This window comes from Caproiciproducens sp. MSJ-32 (assembly GCF_018918055.1).
Lineage (GTDB): Bacteria > Bacillota > Clostridia > Clostridiales > Clostridiaceae > Clostridium.
In genome coordinates this window covers 1-23,402 of record NZ_JAHLPS010000057.1, presented here as the reverse complement: position 1 = coordinate 23,402, position 23,402 = coordinate 1, and the positions used below count along the sequence as shown (strand labels likewise).

General features: G+C 27.9%; 19 protein-coding genes, 1 tRNA gene and 1 pseudogene. 15 read left to right on the top strand and 6 right to left on the bottom strand.

Annotated elements, in window-relative coordinates; genetic code table 11:
- The first annotated feature begins 181 nt into the window (after positions 1–181).
- The 7 genes and pseudogenes from KQI16_RS06540 to KQI16_RS06505 all read left to right on the top strand — a co-directional run bounded on the left by KQI16_RS06540 (position 182) and on the right by KQI16_RS06505 (position 7,535).
- Positions 182–256, top strand: a tRNA-Asn gene (locus tag KQI16_RS06540).
- A 179-nt stretch (positions 257–435) separates the two neighbouring features.
- Complete coding sequence (locus KQI16_RS06535) at positions 436–1,374, top strand: polysaccharide deacetylase family protein (protein ID WP_286172915.1); 939 nt, start codon at positions 436–438, stop codon at positions 1,372–1,374.
- Positions 1,375–1,476: 102 nt separating this feature from the next.
- A pseudogene (locus KQI16_RS06530) lies at positions 1,477–2,150 on the top strand (response regulator transcription factor).
- Positions 2,138–3,319, top strand: a complete 1,182-nt coding sequence (locus tag KQI16_RS06520) for a sensor histidine kinase (RefSeq protein WP_216432917.1) — start codon at positions 2,138–2,140, stop codon at positions 3,317–3,319. Before KQI16_RS06530 ends, KQI16_RS06520 begins: the two are co-directional and overlap by 13 nt.
- Positions 3,316–4,788, top strand: coding sequence for a hypothetical protein (locus KQI16_RS06515; RefSeq protein ID WP_216432915.1), 1,473 nt, complete (start codon positions 3,316–3,318; stop codon positions 4,786–4,788). Before KQI16_RS06520 ends, KQI16_RS06515 begins: the two co-directional genes overlap by 4 nt.
- 12 nt (positions 4,789–4,800) lie before the next feature.
- On the top strand, positions 4,801–6,180 hold the full coding sequence (locus KQI16_RS06510) for a TldD/PmbA family protein (RefSeq protein WP_216432912.1): 1,380 nt from the start codon (positions 4,801–4,803) through the stop codon (positions 6,178–6,180).
- Positions 6,181–6,191: 11 nt separating this feature from the next.
- A complete protein-coding gene (locus KQI16_RS06505) occupies positions 6,192–7,535 on the top strand; it encodes a TldD/PmbA family protein (RefSeq protein ID WP_216432910.1) in 1,344 nt (447 codons plus the stop codon).
- A gap of 119 nt (positions 7,536–7,654) precedes the next feature.
- Here the strand turns inward: KQI16_RS06505 and KQI16_RS06500 are convergent, their stop codons facing one another.
- A complete protein-coding gene (locus KQI16_RS06500) occupies positions 7,655–9,511 on the bottom strand; it encodes an LTA synthase family protein (RefSeq protein WP_216432907.1) in 1,857 nt (618 codons plus the stop codon).
- 169 nt (positions 9,512–9,680) lie between these two features.
- On the opposite strand from KQI16_RS06500, the gene KQI16_RS06495 reads away from it, so the two are divergent.
- The gene (locus KQI16_RS06495; protein ID WP_216432905.1) at positions 9,681–10,631 is read left to right on the top strand and encodes an NAD(P)/FAD-dependent oxidoreductase; all 951 of its coding nucleotides are present in this window, start codon (positions 9,681–9,683) and stop codon (positions 10,629–10,631) included.
- 69 nt (positions 10,632–10,700) lie between these two features.
- Here KQI16_RS06495 and KQI16_RS06490 read toward each other — a convergent pair whose 3' ends face one another.
- Entirely contained in the window at positions 10,701–11,270 is a 570-nt protein-coding gene (locus KQI16_RS06490; protein ID WP_216432904.1) for an SGNH/GDSL hydrolase family protein, read from the bottom strand.
- Positions 11,267–11,908, bottom strand: a complete 642-nt coding sequence (locus tag KQI16_RS06485; protein WP_216432902.1) for a RusA family crossover junction endodeoxyribonuclease — start codon at positions 11,906–11,908, stop codon at positions 11,267–11,269. The genes KQI16_RS06490 and KQI16_RS06485 overlap by 4 nt, the downstream gene beginning before the upstream one ends.
- Positions 11,909–12,096: 188 nt before the next feature.
- Between KQI16_RS06485 and tsaD the strand changes: the two genes are divergently transcribed.
- The 3 genes from tsaD to KQI16_RS06470 all read left to right on the top strand — a co-directional run bounded on the left by tsaD (position 12,097) and on the right by KQI16_RS06470 (position 15,403).
- On the top strand, positions 12,097–13,107 hold the full coding sequence (tsaD, locus tag KQI16_RS06480) for a tRNA (adenosine(37)-N6)-threonylcarbamoyltransferase complex transferase subunit TsaD (RefSeq protein WP_216432900.1): 1,011 nt from the start codon (positions 12,097–12,099) through the stop codon (positions 13,105–13,107).
- A gap of 24 nt (positions 13,108–13,131) precedes the next feature.
- Entirely contained in the window at positions 13,132–14,148 is a 1,017-nt protein-coding gene (locus KQI16_RS06475; RefSeq protein ID WP_216432898.1) for an alpha/beta fold hydrolase, read from the top strand.
- An 88-nt stretch (positions 14,149–14,236) separates the two neighbouring features.
- Complete coding sequence (locus KQI16_RS06470; RefSeq protein WP_216432896.1) at positions 14,237–15,403, top strand: S1C family serine protease; 1,167 nt, start codon at positions 14,237–14,239, stop codon at positions 15,401–15,403.
- A gap of 94 nt (positions 15,404–15,497) precedes the next feature.
- Here KQI16_RS06470 and KQI16_RS06465 read toward each other — a convergent pair whose 3' ends face one another.
- Positions 15,498–16,553, bottom strand: a complete 1,056-nt coding sequence (locus KQI16_RS06465; protein ID WP_216432893.1) for an FAD:protein FMN transferase — start codon at positions 16,551–16,553, stop codon at positions 15,498–15,500.
- A 481-nt stretch (positions 16,554–17,034) separates the two neighbouring features.
- Between KQI16_RS06465 and KQI16_RS06460 the strand changes: the two genes are divergently transcribed.
- The 4 genes from KQI16_RS06460 (at position 17,035) to KQI16_RS06445 (ending at position 20,947) form a co-directional block, all read left to right on the top strand.
- Entirely contained in the window at positions 17,035–18,930 is a 1,896-nt protein-coding gene (locus tag KQI16_RS06460) for an FAD-dependent oxidoreductase (RefSeq protein ID WP_216432891.1), read from the top strand.
- A gap of 97 nt (positions 18,931–19,027) precedes the next feature.
- Complete coding sequence (locus KQI16_RS06455) at positions 19,028–19,408, top strand: NusG domain II-containing protein (protein WP_216432889.1); 381 nt, start codon at positions 19,028–19,030, stop codon at positions 19,406–19,408.
- A gap of 9 nt (positions 19,409–19,417) precedes the next feature.
- The gene (locus KQI16_RS06450; protein WP_216432887.1) at positions 19,418–19,936 is read left to right on the top strand and encodes a Gx transporter family protein; all 519 of its coding nucleotides are present in this window, start codon (positions 19,418–19,420) and stop codon (positions 19,934–19,936) included.
- 45 nt (positions 19,937–19,981) lie between these two features.
- Positions 19,982–20,947, top strand: a complete 966-nt coding sequence (locus KQI16_RS06445; RefSeq protein ID WP_216432885.1) for a polyprenyl synthetase family protein — start codon at positions 19,982–19,984, stop codon at positions 20,945–20,947.
- Between the two features lie 137 nt (positions 20,948–21,084).
- Here the strand turns inward: KQI16_RS06445 and KQI16_RS06440 are convergent, their stop codons facing one another.
- Both KQI16_RS06440 and KQI16_RS06435 read right to left on the bottom strand, forming a co-directional pair.
- Positions 21,085–21,957 carry a LysR family transcriptional regulator gene (locus KQI16_RS06440; protein WP_216432883.1) on the bottom strand — a complete coding sequence of 291 codons (873 nt, stop codon included), beginning with the start codon at positions 21,955–21,957 and terminating at the stop codon, positions 21,085–21,087.
- 193 nt (positions 21,958–22,150) lie between these two features.
- Complete coding sequence (locus KQI16_RS06435; RefSeq protein ID WP_216432881.1) at positions 22,151–23,272, bottom strand: glycosyltransferase family 4 protein; 1,122 nt, start codon at positions 23,270–23,272, stop codon at positions 22,151–22,153.
- Between the last annotated feature and the right edge of the window lie 130 nt (positions 23,273–23,402).

Here is a 23,402-nt window from a genome sequence, read left to right as displayed (position 1 = left end):
ATGAGATTTCCCATAGCATAAGCTAGTAAGACCCCTTGAAGAACACAAGGTTGATAGGTTAGAGGTGTAAGTATGGTAACATATTTAGCTGACTAATACTAATAGGTCGAGGGCTTGACCAAAATAAATGGCATTATTCATGTGCAATTTTCAGAGAACAAGATTTTCTGAAAAATAATATTCCGTGGTAGCTCAATGGTGGAGCACTCGGCTGTTAACCGATAGGTTGGAGGTTCGAGTCCTCTCCACGGAGCCATTTTTTATTTAAGAGCTTTATAAGAATAGATTATTTTATCTATTGTTATAAGGCTCTTTTTCTTTTATTTAATTTAAAAATTTTTACATTAACTTTATATTGAATTGTAAATACTTTGTAATGCTTTGTTGAAATTAAAAATATATAATAAAAATATGAAGAATATATGAGAAAGAAGTATGATGACTATGAAAGATAGGACATTAAAAATAATTTTATTTATTTTAACTATATTTTTAATATTAGATGTAGTTTTTATACTAAAAATAGTTGGGATTAAAGATATAAGCAATAAAATTTCTAAAGGAATTTCTGATATTTCAAATAAGGACAAGCATTATGAAGATTTTATTCCTAATAAAGAGTTGAATGATGAAAATAAAGAGAAGGATAAAAATAAAAAAACTGAAGTTAAAGAAATAAATACGGCAACAAGTAATTATGTAGATGATGTTTCAAAAATATTGCCTGAAACTCTTTATAAATGGGATTTTTATCGTCAAGATAGTAAAAAAATTGCTTATTTAACTTTTGATGATGGGCCATCAAGAGAAGCCACAAGCAAAATATTAGATATTTTAGCAGCAAATAATATTAAGGCAACTTTTTTTGTATTAGGAACTTCAATAGAAAGAAATGAAAAAGCTGATGAATTATTAAAAAGTATGTATAATGATGGACATACAATTGCTAACCATGGTTATTCCCATGATTATAGTCTTTTATATCCTAATGGGATAATAGATGTACAAGCTGTTATAGAAGATATGAATAAGAATACTAGTATATTAAAAGGAATTTTAGGAGATGATTTCTATACCAGAATAATTAGATTACCTGGTGGATATTATAGTTGGAAGGGCAGAGAAGAATTAGATATAAAATTAAAAGAGTTAGGCTTATATCAAATGGATTGGAATGCTTTAAATGCAGATGCAGATGGTAAAAGTCATGGTAAAGATCAGCTTATGAGTAATTTAATTAACACAGTTGGAGATAAAGATATTATTTTTGTTCTTATGCATGATACTGATGATAAAAAAGATACCGTTAATGGATTGCAAGAATATATAGATTTTTTAAAAGAAAAGGGTTTCGAATTTAGAACTTTAAAATAGGGAATATTAATAAAAATTAAGATATAATTAGCTAAAGAGCTTTTTTATATCTTAATTTATTTTAATATAAAATAATTTTAATTAAGTTTTTAAGGAGAGAATATGAATAAGATATTATTAATTGAAGATGAAGAAAACATTAGAGGATTTTTAAAGATAAATTTAAAAAGAAATAATTTTGAGGTTATCGAAGCAGCAAGTGGAGAGGAAGGTTTAAATCTTGTAAGGAAGGAAAAACCAGATATAGTTGTATTGGATATTATGCTACCGGGAATTGACGGATTTAGAGTATGTCAAATTATTAGGGAAGAAAACAAGAATATAGGAATAATTATGCTTACTGCAAAAGGACAAGATATGGATAAAATAATGGGATTAGAATATGGAGCAGATGATTATATAGTTAAGCCTTTTAACCCATTAGAAGTTGTTCTTCGAATAAAAGCCATATTAAGAAGATTAAAGGAGGATAATAGTGCTGTAATAAAAATAGATAAGTATATGCTAGATACTTATTCTAAGAAATTTTATAAAGATGGAAAGGAAGTATATTTAACAACAAAAGAATATTTAATTGTAAAAACTTTTATGGAGAATCCTAATAGGGCTTTTAGCAGGGGGAATTACTGGATGCAGCTTGGGGGAAGGATTATTTTGGAGATAGTAAAATTATTGATGTAAATATAAGAAGAATTAGGGCAAAGATTGAAGATAATCCTTCAGAACCAAAATATATAGAAACAATATGGGGAATGGGATATAGATGGAAGCAATAAATAAGAAAAGTATTAAAGTGCAAATAGTTAGAATAATCTTAGTGACAATTTCTTTAATAACAATTATATTAAATATCTTATTAATGCTTTTTTTAAAAAAATATTATTATGATAATACTGAGGATTTATTAAGAAGCAGGATTAATGTTTCTTTAAATATATATGAAAAGTATTTTTATAAGAGTAATTTAAATGAAATAATTAATGATGATATAGATATATTTTGGAAGGATAATAATGTTCAGGTAGAGATTTTTGATAATAATAGAAATCTTATAATGGATTCAATCGGTACAAAAGATGAAGCTTTTATAAAACAAGAAGATGTAATAAAAGCTTCTAAAGGTGAAACATCAAGATGGATTGGTAAAGTTAGTTATACAGATAGTAAGGTTATGGCTGTATCTGCACCAATTATAATAGATGGAGAAATAATTGGAATAATTAGATTAATAACCTCTCTTGATGATATAAATAGAATAATTACTAATGTTATTTTAAGATTTTCATTAATATCAATAATTGCTTTTGTAATTGGAATATTTTTAAGTATATTATTGGCAGACAAAATTATTAAGCCGATAAAATATTTAACAGAAGTAGCAAAAGAAATGGCTAGTGGTAATCTTAAAATAAGAAGTAAAATAACAAGTAAAAATGAAATAGGACAATTATCTAATGCTCTAAATTTTATGGCAGGGGAAGTTGAGAGCAGGGAGCAACTTAAAAATGAGTTTATTTCATCTGTGTCTCATGAACTTAGAACTCCATTAACAGCTATTAAAGGATGGAGTATAACTTTAAGGGATGAAGAAACTGATAAAGACATATTAGAACTTGGATTAAATCAAGTATTTATTAATTTATTGGATAATGCCTTTAAATTTACTGGAGAAAATGGAGAAGTTAAAGTTGATGTCTTTGAAGAAAATAAAAAGATTGTATTTTTAGTAAAGGATAATGGATGCGGCATAAGAAAAGAAGACCTTCCTAGAGTAAAGGAAAAGTTTTTTAAAGGAAAAAATTCAAAATCTAAAAATGGTATAGGACTCTCAATTTGTGATGAAATTATTAAGCTTCATAATGGTGAATTAAAGATATTAAGCGAAGAAGGAGTAGGTACGGAAGTTTTTGTTATATTAAATAAAACCAGGGAGGGGATAAAATGAGAAAATTTATAACATTCCTTCTTATAGGATTATTTACATTGAGTACTGGATGTAGTAAAGTAAATTCAAAGGAAATACAATCTATAAAGGCTCCTTCAAATGATAGTTTAATTATAGAGGGAAATTGGAAAATAACTGATATTAATATTATTGATGATAATATAGAAAATATATCTGAAATACTGGCATTGAAAAATGAAACTATCATTATTACTAATAATAGCATTGATATAGTAAATAAAATTTATAAGGATACATCTTATAAACTTAAGTTAGTAAATGCATCATATAATCTTTCTTATGAATTTAAATTAAAAATAAGTGATATAATTAGAGACAAAAAAAAGATTGAAGTAATTACTATAATATATCAAAATAATATAATAGGTGAATTTATAATTGATAATGATAATAAGGGTTATTTATATTATCAGGGAATATTGTTTGTTTTAAATAAGATAGAAAATGAGACTATTGAAATACAAGTTAATGAAAAGGACATGGAGAAAATAAGCAAAGAAGAAGTTATAGAACCTGAACTAATTTTAGAAGATTATGATAGTCCTGTAGGAGTTATGCTAGCCTTAAAAAAGAATAGAAAATTAAATGAGGATGGCAGTTATGGAAGGGAAAGTTATAGAACTTTGTGGATATCCATGTATGATGGTAATATTCAGCCAGTTTTAGAAAGGAACTATATAGTTTTTCCTAGAATGAATGGAATTTGGCAAATAAATAGCAATATTTTAGAAGACAATGGAATTCATTACGAATATTTTAGTGCAAGAAAGATAGATAGTGATTTCATTAGATCAAATGAAACATATAAAAATAAAATGAGTATTTATAAGAATATAACTTTTATATCAAATGATTATATATCAATGGAAGTTTATGAAGGAGATAATTTTCAAAATAAATTTCAACGATATCAAACAATACCTATAGATAATATTAATTCTAATGAAGGATTAAAGATTGGAGATATATATTCAGAAGGGGAAGTAAATCAATACGAAATTGATTATAAAGCAGCTCTTACTGAATACCTTAAGGATAAAACTATAAGAGATTATAAAATTGATTATAGTAATTTTAAATTAGATAGAGTAAAAGGCAAGTGGGTATTGATAGGAAATATAAATTTACAAAATTCAGATAGTTTAGATTATCGAATTAATATTAATCCATTAAAAAAACTATTGAATTATGATACTTTGTTAATATCTTGGAAGGAGTTTAAGGCACAAAACCCATTTCTTAAAGATGCCTTTACTTCTCCTAATGGAAGAATTGCGATAGTTCAATTAGAGGATAAATTATTGGTTTATGAAATTAAAGATAGAACTATAAATTCAACTCCTATATTAACTATAGAAATAGAAGAAGATGAAGAAATAATAATGGCAGAGTGGGCAAATGGAGATTACGTAAAATATTGGGAAAGTGCATTTAAAAATTTAAAATAGGGAGGACAATTTATGTTATCAAGGGATATATTATCGAGTGTTCTAGCTAGATGTTTAATAACAGGCGGTGATTTTGCAGAAATATTTGAAGAAGATACTTTAAATACTTCAATAAGGTTATTGGATGGAGTTGTAGAAAATACAATATCAGGAAGAATTCATGGTATTGGAATTAGAATATTTAAGGGATTAAAGAGTGTATATGCTTATACAAATAATACTAGTTTACAATCTTTATTAGATACTGCTGAAAAGGCAGCATTAGCTCTAGGAGATTTAAAAGAAGATATAAGCATTATTTTAAATGATAAAATTTCTTATGATAATCATCCAATTTTATATCTACCTTCATCAATTTCACTAAATAAGAAAATTGAAATAATGAAAAGGGGATATAGAGCAGCTAAAGAATATAGTAATGATATTACACAAGTATCTGTAACTTACTTAGATAAAGTTCAAAATGTATTAATTGCTAATACAGAAGGACTTTTAGCAGAAGATAGGAGAGTTAGGACAAGATTAGCAATAAGTTCAGTGGCTTCAGCTAATGGTGAAAATCAAACCGGTTTTGAAGGACCAGGAGCTCATAAAGGTTTTGAATTATTTGAGACTATTGATCCAGAATATTATGGAAGGGAAGCTTCAAGAGTTGCTCATACAATGCTTTATGCAAGACCTTGTCCAGCAGGGAAGATGACTGTGGCTATTGATAATGGTTTTGGAGGAGTAATATTCCATGAAGCTTGTGGGCACTCCTTAGAAGCAACTGCTGTAGCCAAGGGAAATTCAGTATTTACTAATATGATAGGAAAGCAGATAGCATCTACAAAAGTAACAGCTATTGATGATGGAACTATACCAAATGCTTGGGGATCATTAAACATAGATGATGAAGGAAATAAAACAAGGAAAAATGTTTTAATTAAAGATGGAATATTACAAGGATATTTGATAGATAAACTAAATGGAAGAAGAATGGGTATGGAGCCTACAGGAAGTGGAAGAAGAGAAAGTTATAAATTTGCTCCTACTTCTAGAATGACTAACACATATATTGCAGCAGGTACAGATAAAGAAGAAGATATAATAAAATCAATAGATAACGGATTATATGCAAAAAAAATGGGTGGTGGATCAGTTAATCCAGTAACAGGAGAATTTAATTTTGCAGTATCTGAAGGATATATTATTAAAAATGGAGTTATTCAAGAACCAGTTAGGGGTGCAAGCTTAATAGGAAAAGGAAGCGAAATATTAATGAATATTGATATGGTAGGTTCAAATCTGGCACATGGACAAGGAATGTGCGGTTCTATTTCTGGAAGTATTCCAACAAATGTAGGACAGCCAATGATTAGAGTAAAAGAAATAACAGTAGGAGGCAGATAGGAGGGATTTATATGGAAATAAAGATTTTTATAGAAAAATTATTTGAAAAAGCAAAAGCAGCTGGTTTTGAAGAATATGAAGTTTATTATGTAGATAAGGAAAGTTTAAGCATTAATATTTATAAGGAAGAAGTAGAAAAGTATAATTTAACAACCTCCTATGGACTATCTTTTAGAGGAAAAGTTAATGGTAAAATGGGATATTCATATACAGAAATATTAGATGAAGATGCAATAGATATGTTAGTTAAAAATTCAATGGAAAGTGCTTCAGCAATTGAAAATAATGATCTTCAGTTTATTTATGAAGGAGATAAGGAATATGTTGAAGTTAATACTTATCATAAGCAATTAGAAAATATTAATCCAAATAAATTAATAGATTTAGCATTAGCAATGGAAAGAGAAGCTAAAAAGTTAGATGATAGAGTTATTAATTTCCAAGGATGTGGTATAGGTTATTCAAATGCTAAGTATGGGATAGTAAACTCTAAAGGACTTAATCTTGAAAATAAGTCCAATTTATTAAGTGCTTATGTTGTTCCAATTATAAAAGCTGGAGAAAATATGTTTGACGGTATGGGTTATAAAGTCGCAAAATCTATTGATGAAATTAATCCAAAGAAGATTGCTGAAGATGGAGTAAAGGAAGCTGTATCAAAAATTGATGCAAAGACAATAGCTTCAGGTAAATATAAAATTGTTATAAATAATGAAGCTATGGTATCACTTTTGGCAACTTTCTGCGGCGTATTTAGTGGAGATGCGGCTCAAAAGGGATTAAGTTTATTAAAAGATAAAGAGGGAGAAATAATTGCAAGTGAAAAAGTTACTATTATAGATGATCCTCATCTTGAAGATGGTTTAGCATCAGTTCCTTTTGATGATGAGGGAGTTGCAACAAGGAAGAAAGATATAATAAAGGAAGGAAAATTAGTAACTTTATTGCATAATTTAAAAACAGCCCATAAGGGTAATACAAAAACAACAGGGAATGGATTTAAAGCTTCTTATGCATCATCAGTAGGGGTATCTCCAACTAATTTTTATTTAAAGCCAGGAAATAAAGATTTTAAAGAATTATTAAAAGATGTAGGTGAAGGAGTTATAATAACTGAGTTTGCAGGACTTCATTCAGGAGCAAATTCAATAACAGGAGACTTTTCTTTAGCAGCTAAAGGCTTTTATATAAAAGATGGAAAACAAGATTTTCCTGTAGAACAAATAACAGTAGCTGGTAATTTCTTTGCTTTATTAAAGAATATTGAGGAAGTTGGAAATGATTTAAAATTCCCAATGAGCAGTGTAGGAAGTCCATCATTAATAGTTAAGGAATTATCTATTGCAGGAAAATAAGAACAGATTTTAGTGTGGAGTTAGCAGCTTGGAGTTAAGGAGTAGAAAAGAGCCTATTTGTTATTTTACAAATGGGCTCTAATTTTATAGATTAAAGTTAAAGTATAAATTATCAAATTTTAATTATCAAGATAGTTGCTTCTAATCATTTTATCTGACATTTCAACCATATTTTTATATAGTTTTTTTTCTTCTTCTGTAAGGTTTTCGCCTATGACAGTAAGATCTGTTAAAACAGCAAAAGATTTATTTGTATTAAGAAGATTCCTACCTAAAGCTGTGTTTATATATTTTTCATTATCTATACCCATTAAGTATAAGAGAGTAGGCATAATATCTATTTGGCCGCCAATTGTTTCAAAGCTTTTTGCTTTGTTCATTCCCTTAGACCAAATAATAAAAGGTACTGTATGATGACCATTATCTAAATACCAGTCTTCTGGATTAGCCAAGGTTTCTATAGCGCTATTATAATATTTATGAACACCGGTATGATCACCTTCAATTACAACTACTGTATTATCAAGTAAACCTTCTTTATCTAATTTTGATAGGAAGTCCCCTATCTGTCTATCTGTGTAATTTACGCTTTGGAAGTATCCTCCTAGTATATTTTCATCTAGGCTTTTATCTAATTTTAAGTTTCTTTTTTCTTGAGGTAAATCAAAAGGACCATGACTTGTTAAAGTTACAGTAAAAGCATAAAATGGATTTTTTAAATTTTTAAGCATTGGAACAACTTGTCTAAAGTAGCTTTCATCTGATAATCCAAGACCAATTTCTTCATCTATTTCAAAGGAATAATAATCAATAAAATTATTAAAACCTATTCCTCTTAAACCAGCAGCATAGTTCCAAAAGGAACCTTTATCTGGATGTATTGCTACGGTATCATAACCTTCTTCCTCAAGTAAGTTAGGTAGAGAGTTATATCTTGTAGCTGGATATCTAAAGAAGGTACTTCCTCTTCTTAAGGGATACATAGAAGTATTTATCATAAGATCTGCATCAGAGCTTGTCCCTTCATTTACTTGTTCATATACATTAGGAAAATATAATCCTTCTTTAATTAAACTATTCATAGTAGGAGTAATTTCTTGTCCGTTAATTTTCTTATTAATAACAAAGCTTTCTAAAGATTCAACTTGTATAATTATAAGATTTTTGCCTTTAAAAATTCCTGCATATTCATTATTATCTAATTTTTCTTTGTTAGCAAAGAAGGTATTAATTTGATTTTTATCCTCATCTGTCAGCTTATAAGGTTTTGAATCTTTATATGTATTGATAATATCAAAAATATGGTATCCTATTGATGAAAAATATCTTGCGGTATCTGTTGGATCATAATTTGAAAATAAATATCCATTTTTTATATCTTCATTATTAAATACATAAATATTAATTGGAACATATTGTATGTAAAATATACTTAAGATAAAAATCACTATAAAGGAAATAGGTGCTCTCTTTTTTTCTTTTTTATAAGAATTTCTTGTCAAGAACACAAAGCATCCAAATAAAACAAAATCAACAAAAAGTAAAAAATCTTTATTGCTAAACATAGAGGAGATGGTTCCCCCCATATTATCTAAATTTGCCATTTGAGTTAGCAGCAATATTGAAGGAAGGGTTTGAAATCCTCTAAAATAAGCTAAATCTAATAATATTAATGCTGTAATAAATGCATCTATAATAAATAAATATATTATTCTTCCTTTCCCTTTAAGTAATAATGAAAAACTAAGAAATACTAGAATAAAAGAAAAATAATAAGTAATAAAAGGCTGAACTTTACTAAATCCCAATAATAAATTTAATGAATAAGGATCTTCGTTTGATACGAAAGCTTGAAATATTATTGTTTTAAAAAATATACCTAATAAGGGAATTAGAAATAATATAACTTTTAATAGACTATTATAGTTAAGCATACTAACATAATGGTTTTTTAACTTACTATATATTTTTTTCATTGTTTCACCTCAGTTAGTAAAAGGAATAAATTATATTAATTGTAGGTCTAATTATAATATAGCAGCTTATATAAATCAAACTATAAAATATAAATTAATTCTTAAGATTAGAAGCTTTTTCTATATGATATAATATTTATATATTTTCAAAAATTATGGAGGATAAATTATGCTTCAATATGATTTAGTTATAGTTGGAGGTGGAGCTTCTGGCCTTTCGGCAGGAGTTTCAGCTTTAAGAAATGGTATAAAGAATGTATTGATTTTAGATAGAAACAATGAATTAGGTGGTAATTTAAATATATTTATTCATAATGGTTTTGGAAAGTATTTTTTAGGAACAGGGGTAACAGGGCCAGAACTAGCAAGTGAATTGATAAGGGAATATAGAGTTTTAAAAGGAAGTTATAAAATAAATACAGAAGTTCTAGGAATAAGTAAAAATAAAGTATTAACTTATGTAAATCCAGAAGAGGGAATACAAGAGATAAAAGCAAGTTCAATAATTCTTGCTTCAGGCTGTAGAGAAAAATTTACAGGCAACATTAATATACCAATTCACAGATATACGGGGATATTTACTTTACTTTCAGCTCATAAATTAGTAAATCTTCAGGGATATTTACCTGGAAAGAAGGTTGTGGTAGTAGGAAATAATAAATGGTCATTAATTTTTGCAAGAAGATTAGAAATTGAGGGAGCAGAAATTCAAGCTTTTGTAGATACTTCTAAAAATGGATTAGATGAATACTTGGATATTATAGAAGGTTTTAATATAAATATTATAAAAAACAGTAGAGTTATTGAACTTTATGGAAATGAAAGAATAACTAGCGTTGATATTAAAAATTTGCAAAATAATAGAGTAAAAAATATAGAATGTGATTCTTTAGTTTTGAAAATAGGATATTATCCAGACAACTTTTTAATAAGAAAAATTAACATGCTTTTAGATGATAAAGGTCATCCTATTATAAATGAGGATTTTCAGACATCAGAAAAGGGTATTTTTGCAACAGGAACTTTAATATTAGGAGAAGATAGTGTTTTCAATAGTGGAGAGAATGGTTATATAGTAGGTATAAAGGCATCAGAATATATTAAAAAATATATCTATTAAAAAGTACTTAACATTTTTTAATAATATATATAAAGGAGGATTTTAATATGCTAAAAATCCTCCTTCTTTTTATATTAGTGCAGATAGTATTTTTTGGTATATCAAATCATTTCCTAAAGCATTTAAGTGAACGCCATCAATGAAAATATAATCATAATATTCAGGTAAATTAGTTTCTGTAAAGAAATCTATATATTTGATATCTAGTTCCTTACATAAATTTATTAAAGCTAAGCGTAATTTTTTTAGATTTTTAAAAATATAGTCAAAAGTCTCAAGGTCTATGAAATGAGAGTTATTTGATTTATAAATAGTAGGTGGAATTCCAATAATTATATTCTTTGTTATTGTAGATCCTTCCTTAATCATAAGCTTTATATTATTTAATATTAATGATAAATCTCTATTAGATAAAACATCATTTGTTCCACCCATAATAAATATTATGTCTGGATTTAAATTAATTACATCTTTTGTAAATCTATTTAACATATCTGTAGTAGTGCTTCCATTAACACCTCTATTTATTACATTAAGGTTTTCAATAGAATTTAGCTTATAAGCCCAGCTTTCTTTTTTATGGATACCATATCCATAAGTTAAGCTATCACCTAGCAGTACTAAAGTTTTTTTACTCAAAACATCCTCCTAAAACAATTTCTGCAAATAATAGTTTTTCCATTATCAGCACTAAGCAAATCTTCTTTAGCAAATTCCTTTTGGCAGAAATGGCAAAGGTTATTTTTATTTACTTCCTTTAAAACAGCTGATTTAATACTATTTTTTGCAGAAGTATTTTTTTTATTTTTAATATTCTTTTTTAAAGAAGAGTATATTTTCTTATCAGTAGGGTTATCTTTTTTTATAATGGAATAGGAAAGTTCAAATTCACTTTCTGCAAAAAATTCTAATTCAAATCTTGGGTTTTCTGCATCATAATATTCTTCAGTAATAACTTTAGTGATTTGAGCATCATTTACTATTAAACCGCTTTTCTCAATTCCATCAAAGATACTCTTTGTTATATTAGCAGTATCAGGATGCCTTTTTTCGCTTTTATAGTAGACTTTTAAAACAGCTATCAGAGCTTCTTCTAAAACTACATTTGGGTTTTGCATTCTTGCATGATAAGCTATTTCTTCTTCATAAAGAGCGTATTTATCATAGGACTTACCCGTATTATAAGGAAGAATAGCTCTGCCATCTTTATTATGTAATTTAAAATTAGATTTAGAAATTGGTGATCCAGGTACTATAACTTTTGCGTAAATATTCATTAAAAACTCCTTTAGAAACCTTAGTAAATCCTTAATAATCCATTAATTCTAATAAAATATAATGAATATTTTTTTTATTCATTATATAATAACAAATAGACTAATAATAAATAATTTTTTATATTGTATTATAGATATTTTATCAAAAAAATATAAAATAAAAAATACTAATATGGAAGAGGAGAATTATGGAAGATAAATTAATATTAGCAATAGAATCAAGTTGTGATGAAACTGCTGCTGCTGTAGTGAAAAACGGAAGAGAAGTATTATCTAATATAATTGCAACTCAAATAGAAACTCATAAGGTATATGGGGGAGTTGTACCAGAAGTAGCTTCAAGAATTCATATAGAAGTAATTGATAAGGTGGTTAAGGAAGCCTTAGAAAAAGCAGGAGTTAGCTTAAAAGATATAGATGCAATTGGAGTTACATATGGACCAGGATTAGTTGGTGCCCTTCTAGTAGGTCTTCAATATGGGAAAGGGCTTGCATATTCATCAAAGAAGCCATTAGTAGGAGTAAATCATATTGAAGGACATATATCAGCAAATTATATAGAACATAAAGATTTAGAACCCCCTTTTGTATCCCTTGTAGTATCAGGAGGTCATACTTTTATTGTATATGTTAAGGATTATGGGGAATATGAAGTTATTGGTCAAACTAGAGATGATGCAGCAGGTGAAGCTTATGATAAGGTAGCTAGAGCTATTGGTCTTGGATATCCAGGAGGACCCAAAATAGATAAGTTGGCTAAGGAAGGAAATGAAGATGCAATAAAATTTCCTAGAGCAAATTTTCATGATGATTCTTTAGATTTTTCTTTTAGTGGACTTAAATCATCAGTTTTAAATTATATAAATCAATGTAAGATGAAGGAGATAGAAATAAATAAAGCTGATGTAGCTGCATCCTTTCAAAAGGCTGTCATAGATGTTTTAACACAAAATGTATTAAAAACTTGTAAAGAAAAAGGTGTAGATAAAATAGCAATTGCTGGTGGGGTTGCTTCTAATTCTTCTTTAAGAAAAACATTAATAGATGTAGCAGGAAAGGAAGCAATAGAAGTACTTTTCCCTTCACCAATATTGTGTACAGATAATGCTGCAATGATAGGAAGTGCTGCATACTTTAATTTAATTAAGGATAAGGTAAGTCCTCTTAATCTTAATGCAAAGCCTAATTTAAAACTTTAGCTACATATGGGGGGGATAGATTAAATGAAACTTTTACCTTATTCAAATGGCGTACATAAGGTTAATATGAGAAGTAAGAAAAGTCCTAAAGAGCTTATCAAACAAATATTAATAATATTTTTTATATTAATTTTTACAGGTTTTGTTTATCAAAGAATAGCAAATTTTATTTCAAAGGAGACCCTCAAGGAAAGAGTAGATTATATTAGAGTTGATGATAAGAGATTAGATTATTTGGTAGATGGAGATGGAGGAGATTATACAGTAATTTTTGATGGGAATATAGGGGGTAACCTAAATCAGTGGGATTTAATAGTAGAAGATTTAACTACAAATTATGATGATATTTCAACTTTTGTATATAATAGAAGAGGATACGGTTTTAGTGATGGGGGGACAAATAGAACTATTAAGGAGCAAGCAGAAGATTTAAGAAAGTTACTAAAGAAATCAGCTGTTCCTTCGCCTTATATATTAGTTGGAGAAGAATATGGAAGTCTTGTTTTAACTGAATTTGCAAAAGCTTATCCAGATTTAGTGGCAGGAGTAGTATTAATAAATCCCTTTGTTGAAGATGAAATAAATTCTGAAGAGTTTATAAAGAAAATGATTTTTGAAAAGATTAGAAGGGGCATAGAAAGGGCTGGTTCCTATATTGGACTAACTTCTTTAATTGAAAAATTAGATCTTGATTGTAAAGTAAAAGAATTTGAAAGCTCATTAGAGGATGGGGATTTGAAAGAGTTTAGATCTCATAGAACAAAGTCTAATTACACAAATGCTGTTTACAATGAATATTGTAATATTACAAGCGGTAATAATAGCAGCCAAGAAGTTGGGATTTTTAGTGGAAAACCTTATTATTTAATAGCAAAAAATAATCAGATAGGATTAAAATCTTTGGGCGATGAGGAGTTAACAAAGGTTTATGAAATTAATACAGATAGTAATTTTCTGGCAGTTACTGAAAAAGATGCTGTAATAAATGGAATAAGACAGGTTGTTAAAAAAGCTAATGAAATAGAAAGAATGAAAAAATAAAACATATATTTTATGCCATATAATTGTCATAATGAGGTGCTATATTAAATTATAGAAATAATATGCAAATTATTTGGAGGTATTTAATATGGATGATGACAAGGTATATGATGTTAATTTTGTAATGAAAGATAGCAATAATAATGAGTATATTTATCAAAATGGCAATAAAAATAGGAAAAGAAGAAGAGGAATATTTGGAGCAGTAGCAATTATGCTGATTGGAGCAATTATTGGTGGTGCTATTGGTGGTTATGGTACTTATTATTTATTGAAGGAGAAAGGTATTAATCAAACTACAACTATTACTTTAAATCCTCAAAGTTTCAGAGAAACAGAAGGAGCCCTTACAGCAAGTGAGGCATTTCAAAAAGTAGCTCCTGCAGTTGTTGTTGTATCTGTAAATGGAGTTATTGATTATAGTGGGATTTTTCCTAAAGAAGTTTCTGGAATTGGCTCAGGATTTATCATCAATGAAGAAGGGTATATATTAACTAATTATCATGTTGTTGAAGGAGCCCAAGAAGTTGTGGTTACTTTATCAGATGGTAGAGATGTAGCCGCAAAAGTTGTAAATTATGACCAAAATCAAGATGTTGCAATGCTTAAAATAAAGGACGATACAGTAGAGGTTCCTGGAGTTGTAGAGCTAGGAGATTCATCAGTATTGCAGCCAGGAGAAGAAGTATTAGCAATAGGAACACCTTTATCAAAAGAATTTAATCAAACTGTAACAGGTGGTATGGTAAGTGCAGTGAACAGAAAGGTAGAAACAAGTACAGGAGTAAAGGTTAATTTAATTCAAACAGATGCAGCAATTAACCCTGGTAATAGCGGAGGACCTCTTATTAATACAAAGGGAGAAGTTGTAGGAATTAACACCTTAAAAATTGCTGATAGTGAAGTGGAAGGAATTGGATTTGCGATTCCGATCAATGAAGTTAAAGATAGAATTGAATCTTTATCAAAGCCTATTTTAAAGCTAGGAATCACAATAAGAGAAATTAATGAAGATTTAGCTAAACAATTTGATATGGAAGAAGGACTATATGTAGTTTCAGTATCAGAATTTTCTCCAGCTGAAAAAGCAGGAATTCAAAATGGTGATTTAATTATTAAATTTGATAATAAGAGAGTAAAAACTTTTGATGAATTAAGAGAAATTAGAGATTCAAAATCAGCTGGTGATACTGTATCTATAGAATTAATAAGAAATGGTGAAAAGAAAACTGTAAATCTTCAATTAGAAGAGTAAAATAATTAATAAGATAAAACTAAAAGAAGCTAGAAAATTTCTAGCTTCTTTTAGTTTTATTAAAATTTTAAACTTATCATTAATAACTAAGTTATTAGTTTGCTATTGTAAAGTCTTCGTTGCTTAATTCAAAATTATCTTTAATTCCATCACTTAAATAAATTTTATTATCTGTAGTTACGAAAATTGCATCTATATCTTCTCTTGAATTTACAAATTTTAACCCTTCTTCAACTCCCATTGCAAAAACTGAGGTTGATAAAGCATCCACATCAATAGATTTATTACTTACTATAGTTATTCCTGCAATATTATTTTCGTAAGGATAACCAGTTTTAGGATTTAATAAATGATGGTATCTAACACCGTTTTCTATAAAATATCTTTCATAAATTCCCGAAGTAACAACAGATTTATTTTCAACTTTTATAATTCCTACTGTATCTCCACGTTCAGCATTTGGGTTTTGTATGCCTATTTTCCATAGGTTGCCGTTTACATTTTTTCCCTTAGCAAGAATATTTCCGCCAAGATTGATAATAGCGCTATTAACGCCTCTTTCGCTTAACATTTCTGAAATTACGTCAGCAGTATATCCTTTTGCAATTCCACCAAGATCAAGTATCATTCCTTCTTTCTTAAGAAAAGCAGTACTATCTTTTTTATTTAATATCAAGTCATTATAATTGATAAGTGGAAGTTTTGAATCAATTTCCTCTTGAGTAGGTAATTTTTGACCTTCTAATCCTATATTCCAAAGTTTTACTAAAGGTCCTATTGTAATGTCAAAACGACCTTCTGAAATTTTACCATACTCCAATCCTTTTTCTAAGAGATAATATGTATCTTGATCAATTTCTATTGGATTCATTCCTGAAGCTTCATTTATTTTATCTATTAATGTACCTTGATCATTAATAGATAATTTACTTTCTAATTCCTTTACTTTGTCAAAAACTTGATCTAAGATAGTCTCGTCATTGCTATCATAAATTTTTACGCTTATTACTGTACCCATTAATAGTTCACTTTTTTCAATAGGTTCGTTATTTGCTTCACTTGATTGTGAATTATTTGTGCAGGCACTAAGAAATAAAAAAGAAAAGATTAATAAAATAGATAAACAAATATAATTTAAGTATTTTTTCATTTTAGTATCCTCCTATAAGCTTTGCTATCTATATTATAAATAATATTATTAGAAAAATAAAAGGCTTTAGGGGAAAAACCTAAAACCTAAAACTAAATAATACTTTTTTACAGTTTATAAAGCTAGATAAGCCTTCTTTGGGTTTTAAATAGTAGATTAATCATTATATATGGCTTATTTATATCTATTTGGCTTGTGTAAATGGGATTATTTACAGATTAATTATACACATAGGATTATCAATTAGATATTCAAAAAACTTATACAATATAAGAAAAACTTATTGTGGTTAATAAGAATAGTTAATGATAAATGGCTTTAATAAGCTATTTATAAATTTTTGAGAGAAAAATTGATAAAAATTTATCGTTAAAAAATCAACAAAATAAATAACTATTTTATATGGACATATGTTATTATTATATACAGAATAAAATATGCTATTTATGAATTATTTTTATGAAGGGACGAGGTGTACAACATGTCAAAGAATAAGATAGTTATTCTTGGAGCTGGATACGGTGGTGTTCAAACTGCTAAAAAGTTAGCAAAGAAATATAAGAAGAATAATGATGTGGAAATAACACTTATTGACAAGCATCCATATCATACTTTAATGACAGAATTACATGAAGTTGCAGGAGGAAGAGTTCACCCTGAATCAGTACAAGTAGAATTAGTTAAAATTTTTGGTAAAACAAAAGTTAATGTAGTTATAGATTATATAGAAAAAGTTGATACTGATAATAAATTAATTACTACAACTAATGGAAAATATGATTATGACTACTTAGTTATAGGTACAGGTAGTGAGCCAGCATTCTTTGGAGTTCCTGGAGTAAAAGAAAATGGATTTACTCTATGGTCTTTTGAAGATGCTATAAGAATAAGAGAACATATACAAGAAATGTTTGCTAAAGCAAGCATTGAAAAAGATGCTAATAAGAGAAAAGAAATGCTAACATTCATAGTAGCTGGTTCTGGTTTCACTGGAATAGAAATGGCTGGAGAACTTTTAGAATGGAAAACTGTATTAGCAAGAAAGTACAATGTAGATGAAAGCGAAGTAACTTTAAAAGTTGTTGAAGCTATGGGAACAATATTAAACATGTTAGACAGAGATCAAGCTGATAAGGCTGAAAGATATATGACTAAACATGGAATGGAAATATTAAAGAATTCTCCTATAGTTGAAGTTACTAAGAATGAAGTAGTTTTAAAAGATGGAACTAGAATAAAAACTAATACATTAATTTGGACTTGCGGTATCCAAGCTAATCAAGAAGCAAAAGAATATGGTTTAGAAACTGCAAGAGCAGGAAGATTACAAACAAATGAATATATGCAAGCTGTTGGTAAAGAAAATGTATTTGTAGTTGGAGATATGGCTTACTTTGAAGAAGAAAAGGGTAAGGGAACTCCTCAAATAGTTGAAGCTGCTATTCAAACTGCAGATACAGTAGTTGAGAATATAATTGCTTCAATAGAAAATAAAGAAATGGTTAAATTCCAAGGAAAATATCATGGATTTATGGTTTCTATTGGAGGAAGATATTGCGTTGCTAACCTAATGGGAGTGAAGTTATCAGGTTTCTTTGCTATGTTAATGAAGCATTTAGTTAACTTACATTACCTATGGGGAGTAAACAATATAAATGCATGTTATAACTATTTACAACATGAATTCTTTAATATGGAACACAATAGATCCTTTGTAAGAGGTCATTTATCATCTAAGGCTAACAGACTATGGTTAGTACCACTTAGAATTTATATAGGTGTTCTATGGTTAATTGAAGGATTAGAAAAATTAGTAGGTACTACTGTTTGGGAATCTATGTGGAACTTTGATGGTACAGGTTTCTTTAGTAAAATTAAGATTGGTGCTGATAGCTGGATTAAAGCTGGTAATGTAAAAATGCCATTTGAATGGTTACAAAATGGAACTTCAGGTGCAAGTGCAGCAGCAGATGCAGCATCAAGTGCTTCACAAGCAGCAGAAGCAGCAACTGAATGGGCAACACCAATTATTAGTAAAATGCCTGGTTGGTATTCTGCAATAATGGAATTTATGATGCCAAATCCAGAAGTAGCAGTATGGTTCCAAAGAATAGTTGTATGTATTGAAATAGGAATGGGTCTTGCTTTAATAGCTGGATTATTCACTTTCATAGCAAGTGCTGTATCAGCTGGAATGGTTGTTAACTTTATATTATGTGCAATGGCTGGTTGGGACATACTATGGTACTTCTTCGGAGCAATCGCTTTAATGGGTGGAGCAGGAAGAACTTTAGGTCTAGATTACTGGGTAATTCCATGGATTACTAAGCTTGCAGATAATTTCTGGCATGGCAAAAGAAAACCAGTATATAAATAAATTACAATTGAGAAAAATATAGAGATAATGTTAGAATATAAGGTAGAGTAGTTTACTCTACCTTATAAAATATTAAGATAACATTATGGAGATAAAAATGTTTAAAAAATTAGATTTTGTTATTATTGGTGTATTAATGTTACTTTCTTTTTTACCGGAAATGATACTTGGTGCCTCAGTAGGAAAGGGTTTAAAAAATACATATGCAGAAATAACAATAGCAGGAGAAACATATAAAACTATCCCTTTATCAAATCATAAAGGGGAAGATATAATAAAAATAGAAACAGAAGATGGATATAATATTGTACTTGTAAAAGATAATAAAATTGGAATAATAGATGCAGATTGTCCGGATAAGGTATGTATGAACCCTCAATATATTGAAAAAGCTGGTGAGAGCCTGGTATGTCTTCCGCATAAAGTTATGATAGAAATAAAAGGAATTAGTGATGATGATGTTATATTATCATATTAAGGGGGATTCATGAGAAAAACTAGCAGAATTGTATATATTGGATTATTAGTAGCGCAGGCACTAGTACTTCATATAATTGAAAGAATGATACCCGTTCCATTTTTTACTCCTGGAGCAAAGCTAGGATTAGCAAATTTGATTACTGTAATTGCATTGTACACATTAGATAAAAAGAGAGATGCATTTTTAGTTATATTATTAAGGATAACTTTGGCAACTATGTTTGGAGGAAGTATATCGGCCTTTATGTATAGTGCAGCTGGGGGAATATTAAGTTTTATTTCTATGATATTAGTAAAAGATATATTTAAGGAAAAGGTAAGCATTGTAGGAGTCAGCTCAGCAGGTGCTATATTTCATAATGTTGGACAGTTAGCGGTTGCATCATTAATTGTTAAGAATATAGGAGTGATGTTGTATTTACCTATATTATCATTTATAGGAATAGGAACAGGAATTTTTGTAGGTATAGCTGCAAATTTTGCAGTAAATCATCTAACAAAATTACCTATGTTTAGGGAATATTAAAAGTGTTAAACATAATTTAGAGTATCACTAAGAAGGTGGAATATAATGAATAAAATTTGGAACAACTATCCTGAAATAAAAGATGAGCTTAAAGAAGTAGTTGCTCTTATGAAAAAATATACCAAATGTAAGGATAAAAAAATTGAAAATTCTATCTTAGAGTTAATAGAATCTGGAGGAAAGCTGTTAAGACCTGCTTTTGTTTTAATAGGATCAAAGTTTGGAGATGGTGATAGGGAAAAATCAGTACCAACTGCTGCTGTGATAGAAATGTTACATATGGCAACTTTAGTTCATGATGATATAATTGATGAATCCAAGCTTAGAAGAGGAAAACCAACAGTTCAATCTAAATATGGAAAAGATTATGCAGTTTATATTGGAGATTATTTGTTTTGCTGCTGTTTTAAAATTTTAGCAACTCATTCATCCTTAAAGGCGTTAGAAATTGATTCTAATGCCATGACAAGAATTTGCATAGGAGAAGTTGATCAATTAAATTCAAGGTTTTCAACTAAATTATCAGTAAAAGATTATTTAAGCAGGATAGCAGGAAAAACTGCTGAATTATTTTCTATTTCATTATTTTTAGGTGCTGCAGAATGTAATGCTGAGAATAAAGTTAGCAGGGAACTAAAAAATATTGGTCATAATTTAGGAATGGCCTTTCAAATAATTGATGATATATTAGATTATGAAGGTAATGATGAAAGCATAAAAAAATCAGCTGCTAATGATTTAAAACAAGGAATTTATACAGTACCTTTTATATACGCTTATAGGAATAATAAGAATGCCTTTTTAGAGATAATGAAAAAGGAATTTTATACTGATGAAGATGTAGAAACAATAATAGATATAGTTAGGGAAAATAAAGGAATTGAGATGGCTAAAGAATTAGCTAATAAATATATAGAAAAGTGCTTTAAGGGAATAGATAGATTGCCAGAGAATAAATATAAGAAAGTTTTAAGGGAATTAGCAGAGTGGATTTTAATAAGAACATATTAAACAGTTTTCAGGTTTCAGTTAAGGAAGATTTTAATTATAAATGAAAATCATAAAGGTAGTTGATAAAATCAACTACCTTTATTTTTTGAAATTTAAAAATTGAAAATTGATAACTTACCTTCGCTCTAAATTTCACACTAATTATTGAGATATTTTTTTATTGAATTTTTAAAGGATCTTATGAAATCTGAATTTATTTGATAGTAAGAAGCTGAATAGCTAATATAAACTGGTAAGGAGGTAGAAAAATCTTCTATATTTATTCTTTTTAGCATGGGGTCATTAAAATCTTTGTAGATTGTTTTTGGAACAAAAGTTAAAGCATCACTATTAATAACACCATTAACAGCTGCTAAAAAGGAATTGGTTGAAAATAATAAATTGAATTTTTCTAAGTCATTAGTTGTATAACCTAGTTTATCTAATATAGTATTATCGATAATATTTTTGTAATCAACTAATATTAAAGGTAATTCTAATAGGTCTTCAGCCTTGATAGAACTTTTGTTAAAGTTTACATTAGAAATTAGTATAATTTCATCATAACCTATTAATTTTGTAATCATACCTTCTTCTTTTGGAGTTTTTTTATAACTTAGTGATATATCCCCTTTATTAATATAGGAATCTGATATTATATTTAAATTTATTTTATATGTAGGAAACTTATCTTTTAATTTAGGTAAAGTACTGGATAAAATTTTATAACTTAAAGGTTCAATACAATCTATATTAACTGATTTTTTCTTGTTAATATAATCATATAATTCTTGATGCATTCTATTTACAGTACCAATTATTACTTCTGCATATTTAAATAGAATCTCACCTTCATCAGTTAAAGTTACACCTTTGTTACTTCTGTCAAATAATTTGATACCTAAGTAATTCTCAAGTTTAGAAATCTGTTGACTTAAAGCAGACTGGGATATATGAAAATTCTTTGCTATACTAGATATACTTTTTGCTTTGGCAACTTCATAAAAATAATTTAAGCTATCTATATTCATTTAATCACCTTTTTAAAATAATATTTTATAGGTATCCTATTAAAAAATTATATGCTTTTTTCAATAAAAAATCAAAAATAATTAAATAATAGTAAATGTTTAGAAATCAATCTAAAAAATAATAGGATTATTTTGAAAATATTAATTAAAAAAGAAGAGTGATAAGACTCTTCTTTTTTTAATTAATATTTTATTACATTTGAGCTATTTTTATATAGGCTTCTAGGGTTTTTCTAGCAGTTTCCTTCCATGAAAATTCTAAACTTCTTTTATATCCCTTATTAGCAAGTTCTAATTTTAAAGCTTCGTTATTTAATAAATTTACTAGTTGTTCTTTTAATTCTTCCCTATTATTAGGATTAATTAAAATACAGCTATCTCCTGTTACTTCTGGGATAGAGGTGGTATTAGAAGTTATAACAGGGATTTTGCAGCTCATGGCTTCTAATGGAGGTAGTCCAAAACCTTCATAAAGAGATGGATAAACAAAAGCTTCTGAACCATTATATAAAGTTGGAAGTAAAGAATCCTCTATAAAACCAGTAAAGATTATGTTATCTTTTGAAGGCAGAGTTTCTTTTAATTCAACAAGCTTAGCTCCCTCATCTTTTATGGAACCAGCTAAAACTAAAACGTGAGGCTCTTTTAAATCTTTATAAATTTCATTAAAAGCTAAAATTAATTCTCTAGCATTTTTACGAGGACTAAAACCACCTATGTATAAAATATAGGGCTTATTAAAATTAAATTTTTCTTGTATTAGTTTTTTACAGTCATTTTTATCCATAGGTTTAAAATTAGAATTTGCAGCTAATGGAGTAACAAAAATTTTGTCTTTAGGAATGTGATTAAAAAATTTTAAAATATCTTTTTTTGAGTATTCAGATACAGTTAAAATTCCTTTGGAATTAGAAACAATGGAAGGCATTTCTCTTAAAAATTTTTCTAAGTAGCCTCTTCCAGTAGTTTCAGGTAAAACATAAGGAATTAAATCATGAATAGTAACAACGCAATTGTTAGCATAATTTTCACAGTAGCCAATTCCATTTTGAGGTATATGGTGTAAATCAACATTATATTTATTTATAAAGTTTGGGAAATAATAATTTTCATAAAAACTACCATGTTTTCTTGCTGTTAATATGATTTTACTATTTTGCTTTTTAAATTTCTCATAATTATCACCAACCCAAAATAATAAATAATTATTATCTTTATCTATTTCTAATAATTCTCGAATAAGATTTTCGGTATAAGTTCCTATACCAGTTCCATTATATAAATTGACTCCTCTGGCATCAATTGATATCTTCATTTTAATCCTCCCAAAAATATCCTATATATTATAAATATTAAGATTTGAAATATATATAACAAAATCTTATTAATATTTATCTACTAACATAAACAAAATATGAATTCTTTTCATATAATGGCATAGAACA

Coding starts and splice junctions, on each gene's coding strand:
- KQI16_RS06535 (WP_286172915.1), top strand. CDS start 436: ATGATGACTATGAAAGATAGGACATTAAAAATAATTTTATTTATTTTA.
- KQI16_RS06520 (WP_216432917.1), top strand. CDS start 2,138: ATGGAAGCAATAAATAAGAAAAGTATTAAAGTGCAAATAGTTAGAATA.
- KQI16_RS06515 (WP_216432915.1), top strand. CDS start 3,316: ATGAGAAAATTTATAACATTCCTTCTTATAGGATTATTTACATTGAGT.
- KQI16_RS06510 (WP_216432912.1), top strand. CDS start 4,801: ATGTTATCAAGGGATATATTATCGAGTGTTCTAGCTAGATGTTTAATA.
- KQI16_RS06505 (WP_216432910.1), top strand. CDS start 6,192: ATGGAAATAAAGATTTTTATAGAAAAATTATTTGAAAAAGCAAAAGCA.
- KQI16_RS06500 (WP_216432907.1), bottom strand. CDS start 9,511: ATGAAAAAAATATATAGTAAGTTAAAAAACCATTATGTTAGTATGCTT.
- KQI16_RS06495 (WP_216432905.1), top strand. CDS start 9,681: ATGCTTCAATATGATTTAGTTATAGTTGGAGGTGGAGCTTCTGGCCTT.
- KQI16_RS06485 (WP_216432902.1), bottom strand. CDS start 11,908: ATGAATATTTACGCAAAAGTTATAGTACCTGGATCACCAATTTCTAAA.
- tsaD (WP_216432900.1), top strand. CDS start 12,097: ATGGAAGATAAATTAATATTAGCAATAGAATCAAGTTGTGATGAAACT.
- KQI16_RS06475 (WP_216432898.1), top strand. CDS start 13,132: ATGAAACTTTTACCTTATTCAAATGGCGTACATAAGGTTAATATGAGA.
- KQI16_RS06470 (WP_216432896.1), top strand. CDS start 14,237: ATGGATGATGACAAGGTATATGATGTTAATTTTGTAATGAAAGATAGC.
- KQI16_RS06465 (WP_216432893.1), bottom strand. CDS start 16,553: ATGAAAAAATACTTAAATTATATTTGTTTATCTATTTTATTAATCTTT.
- KQI16_RS06460 (WP_216432891.1), top strand. CDS start 17,035: ATGTCAAAGAATAAGATAGTTATTCTTGGAGCTGGATACGGTGGTGTT.
- KQI16_RS06455 (WP_216432889.1), top strand. CDS start 19,028: ATGTTTAAAAAATTAGATTTTGTTATTATTGGTGTATTAATGTTACTT.
- KQI16_RS06450 (WP_216432887.1), top strand. CDS start 19,418: ATGAGAAAAACTAGCAGAATTGTATATATTGGATTATTAGTAGCGCAG.
- KQI16_RS06445 (WP_216432885.1), top strand. CDS start 19,982: ATGAATAAAATTTGGAACAACTATCCTGAAATAAAAGATGAGCTTAAA.
- KQI16_RS06440 (WP_216432883.1), bottom strand. CDS start 21,957: ATGAATATAGATAGCTTAAATTATTTTTATGAAGTTGCCAAAGCAAAA.
- KQI16_RS06435 (WP_216432881.1), bottom strand. CDS start 23,272: ATGAAGATATCAATTGATGCCAGAGGAGTCAATTTATATAATGGAACT.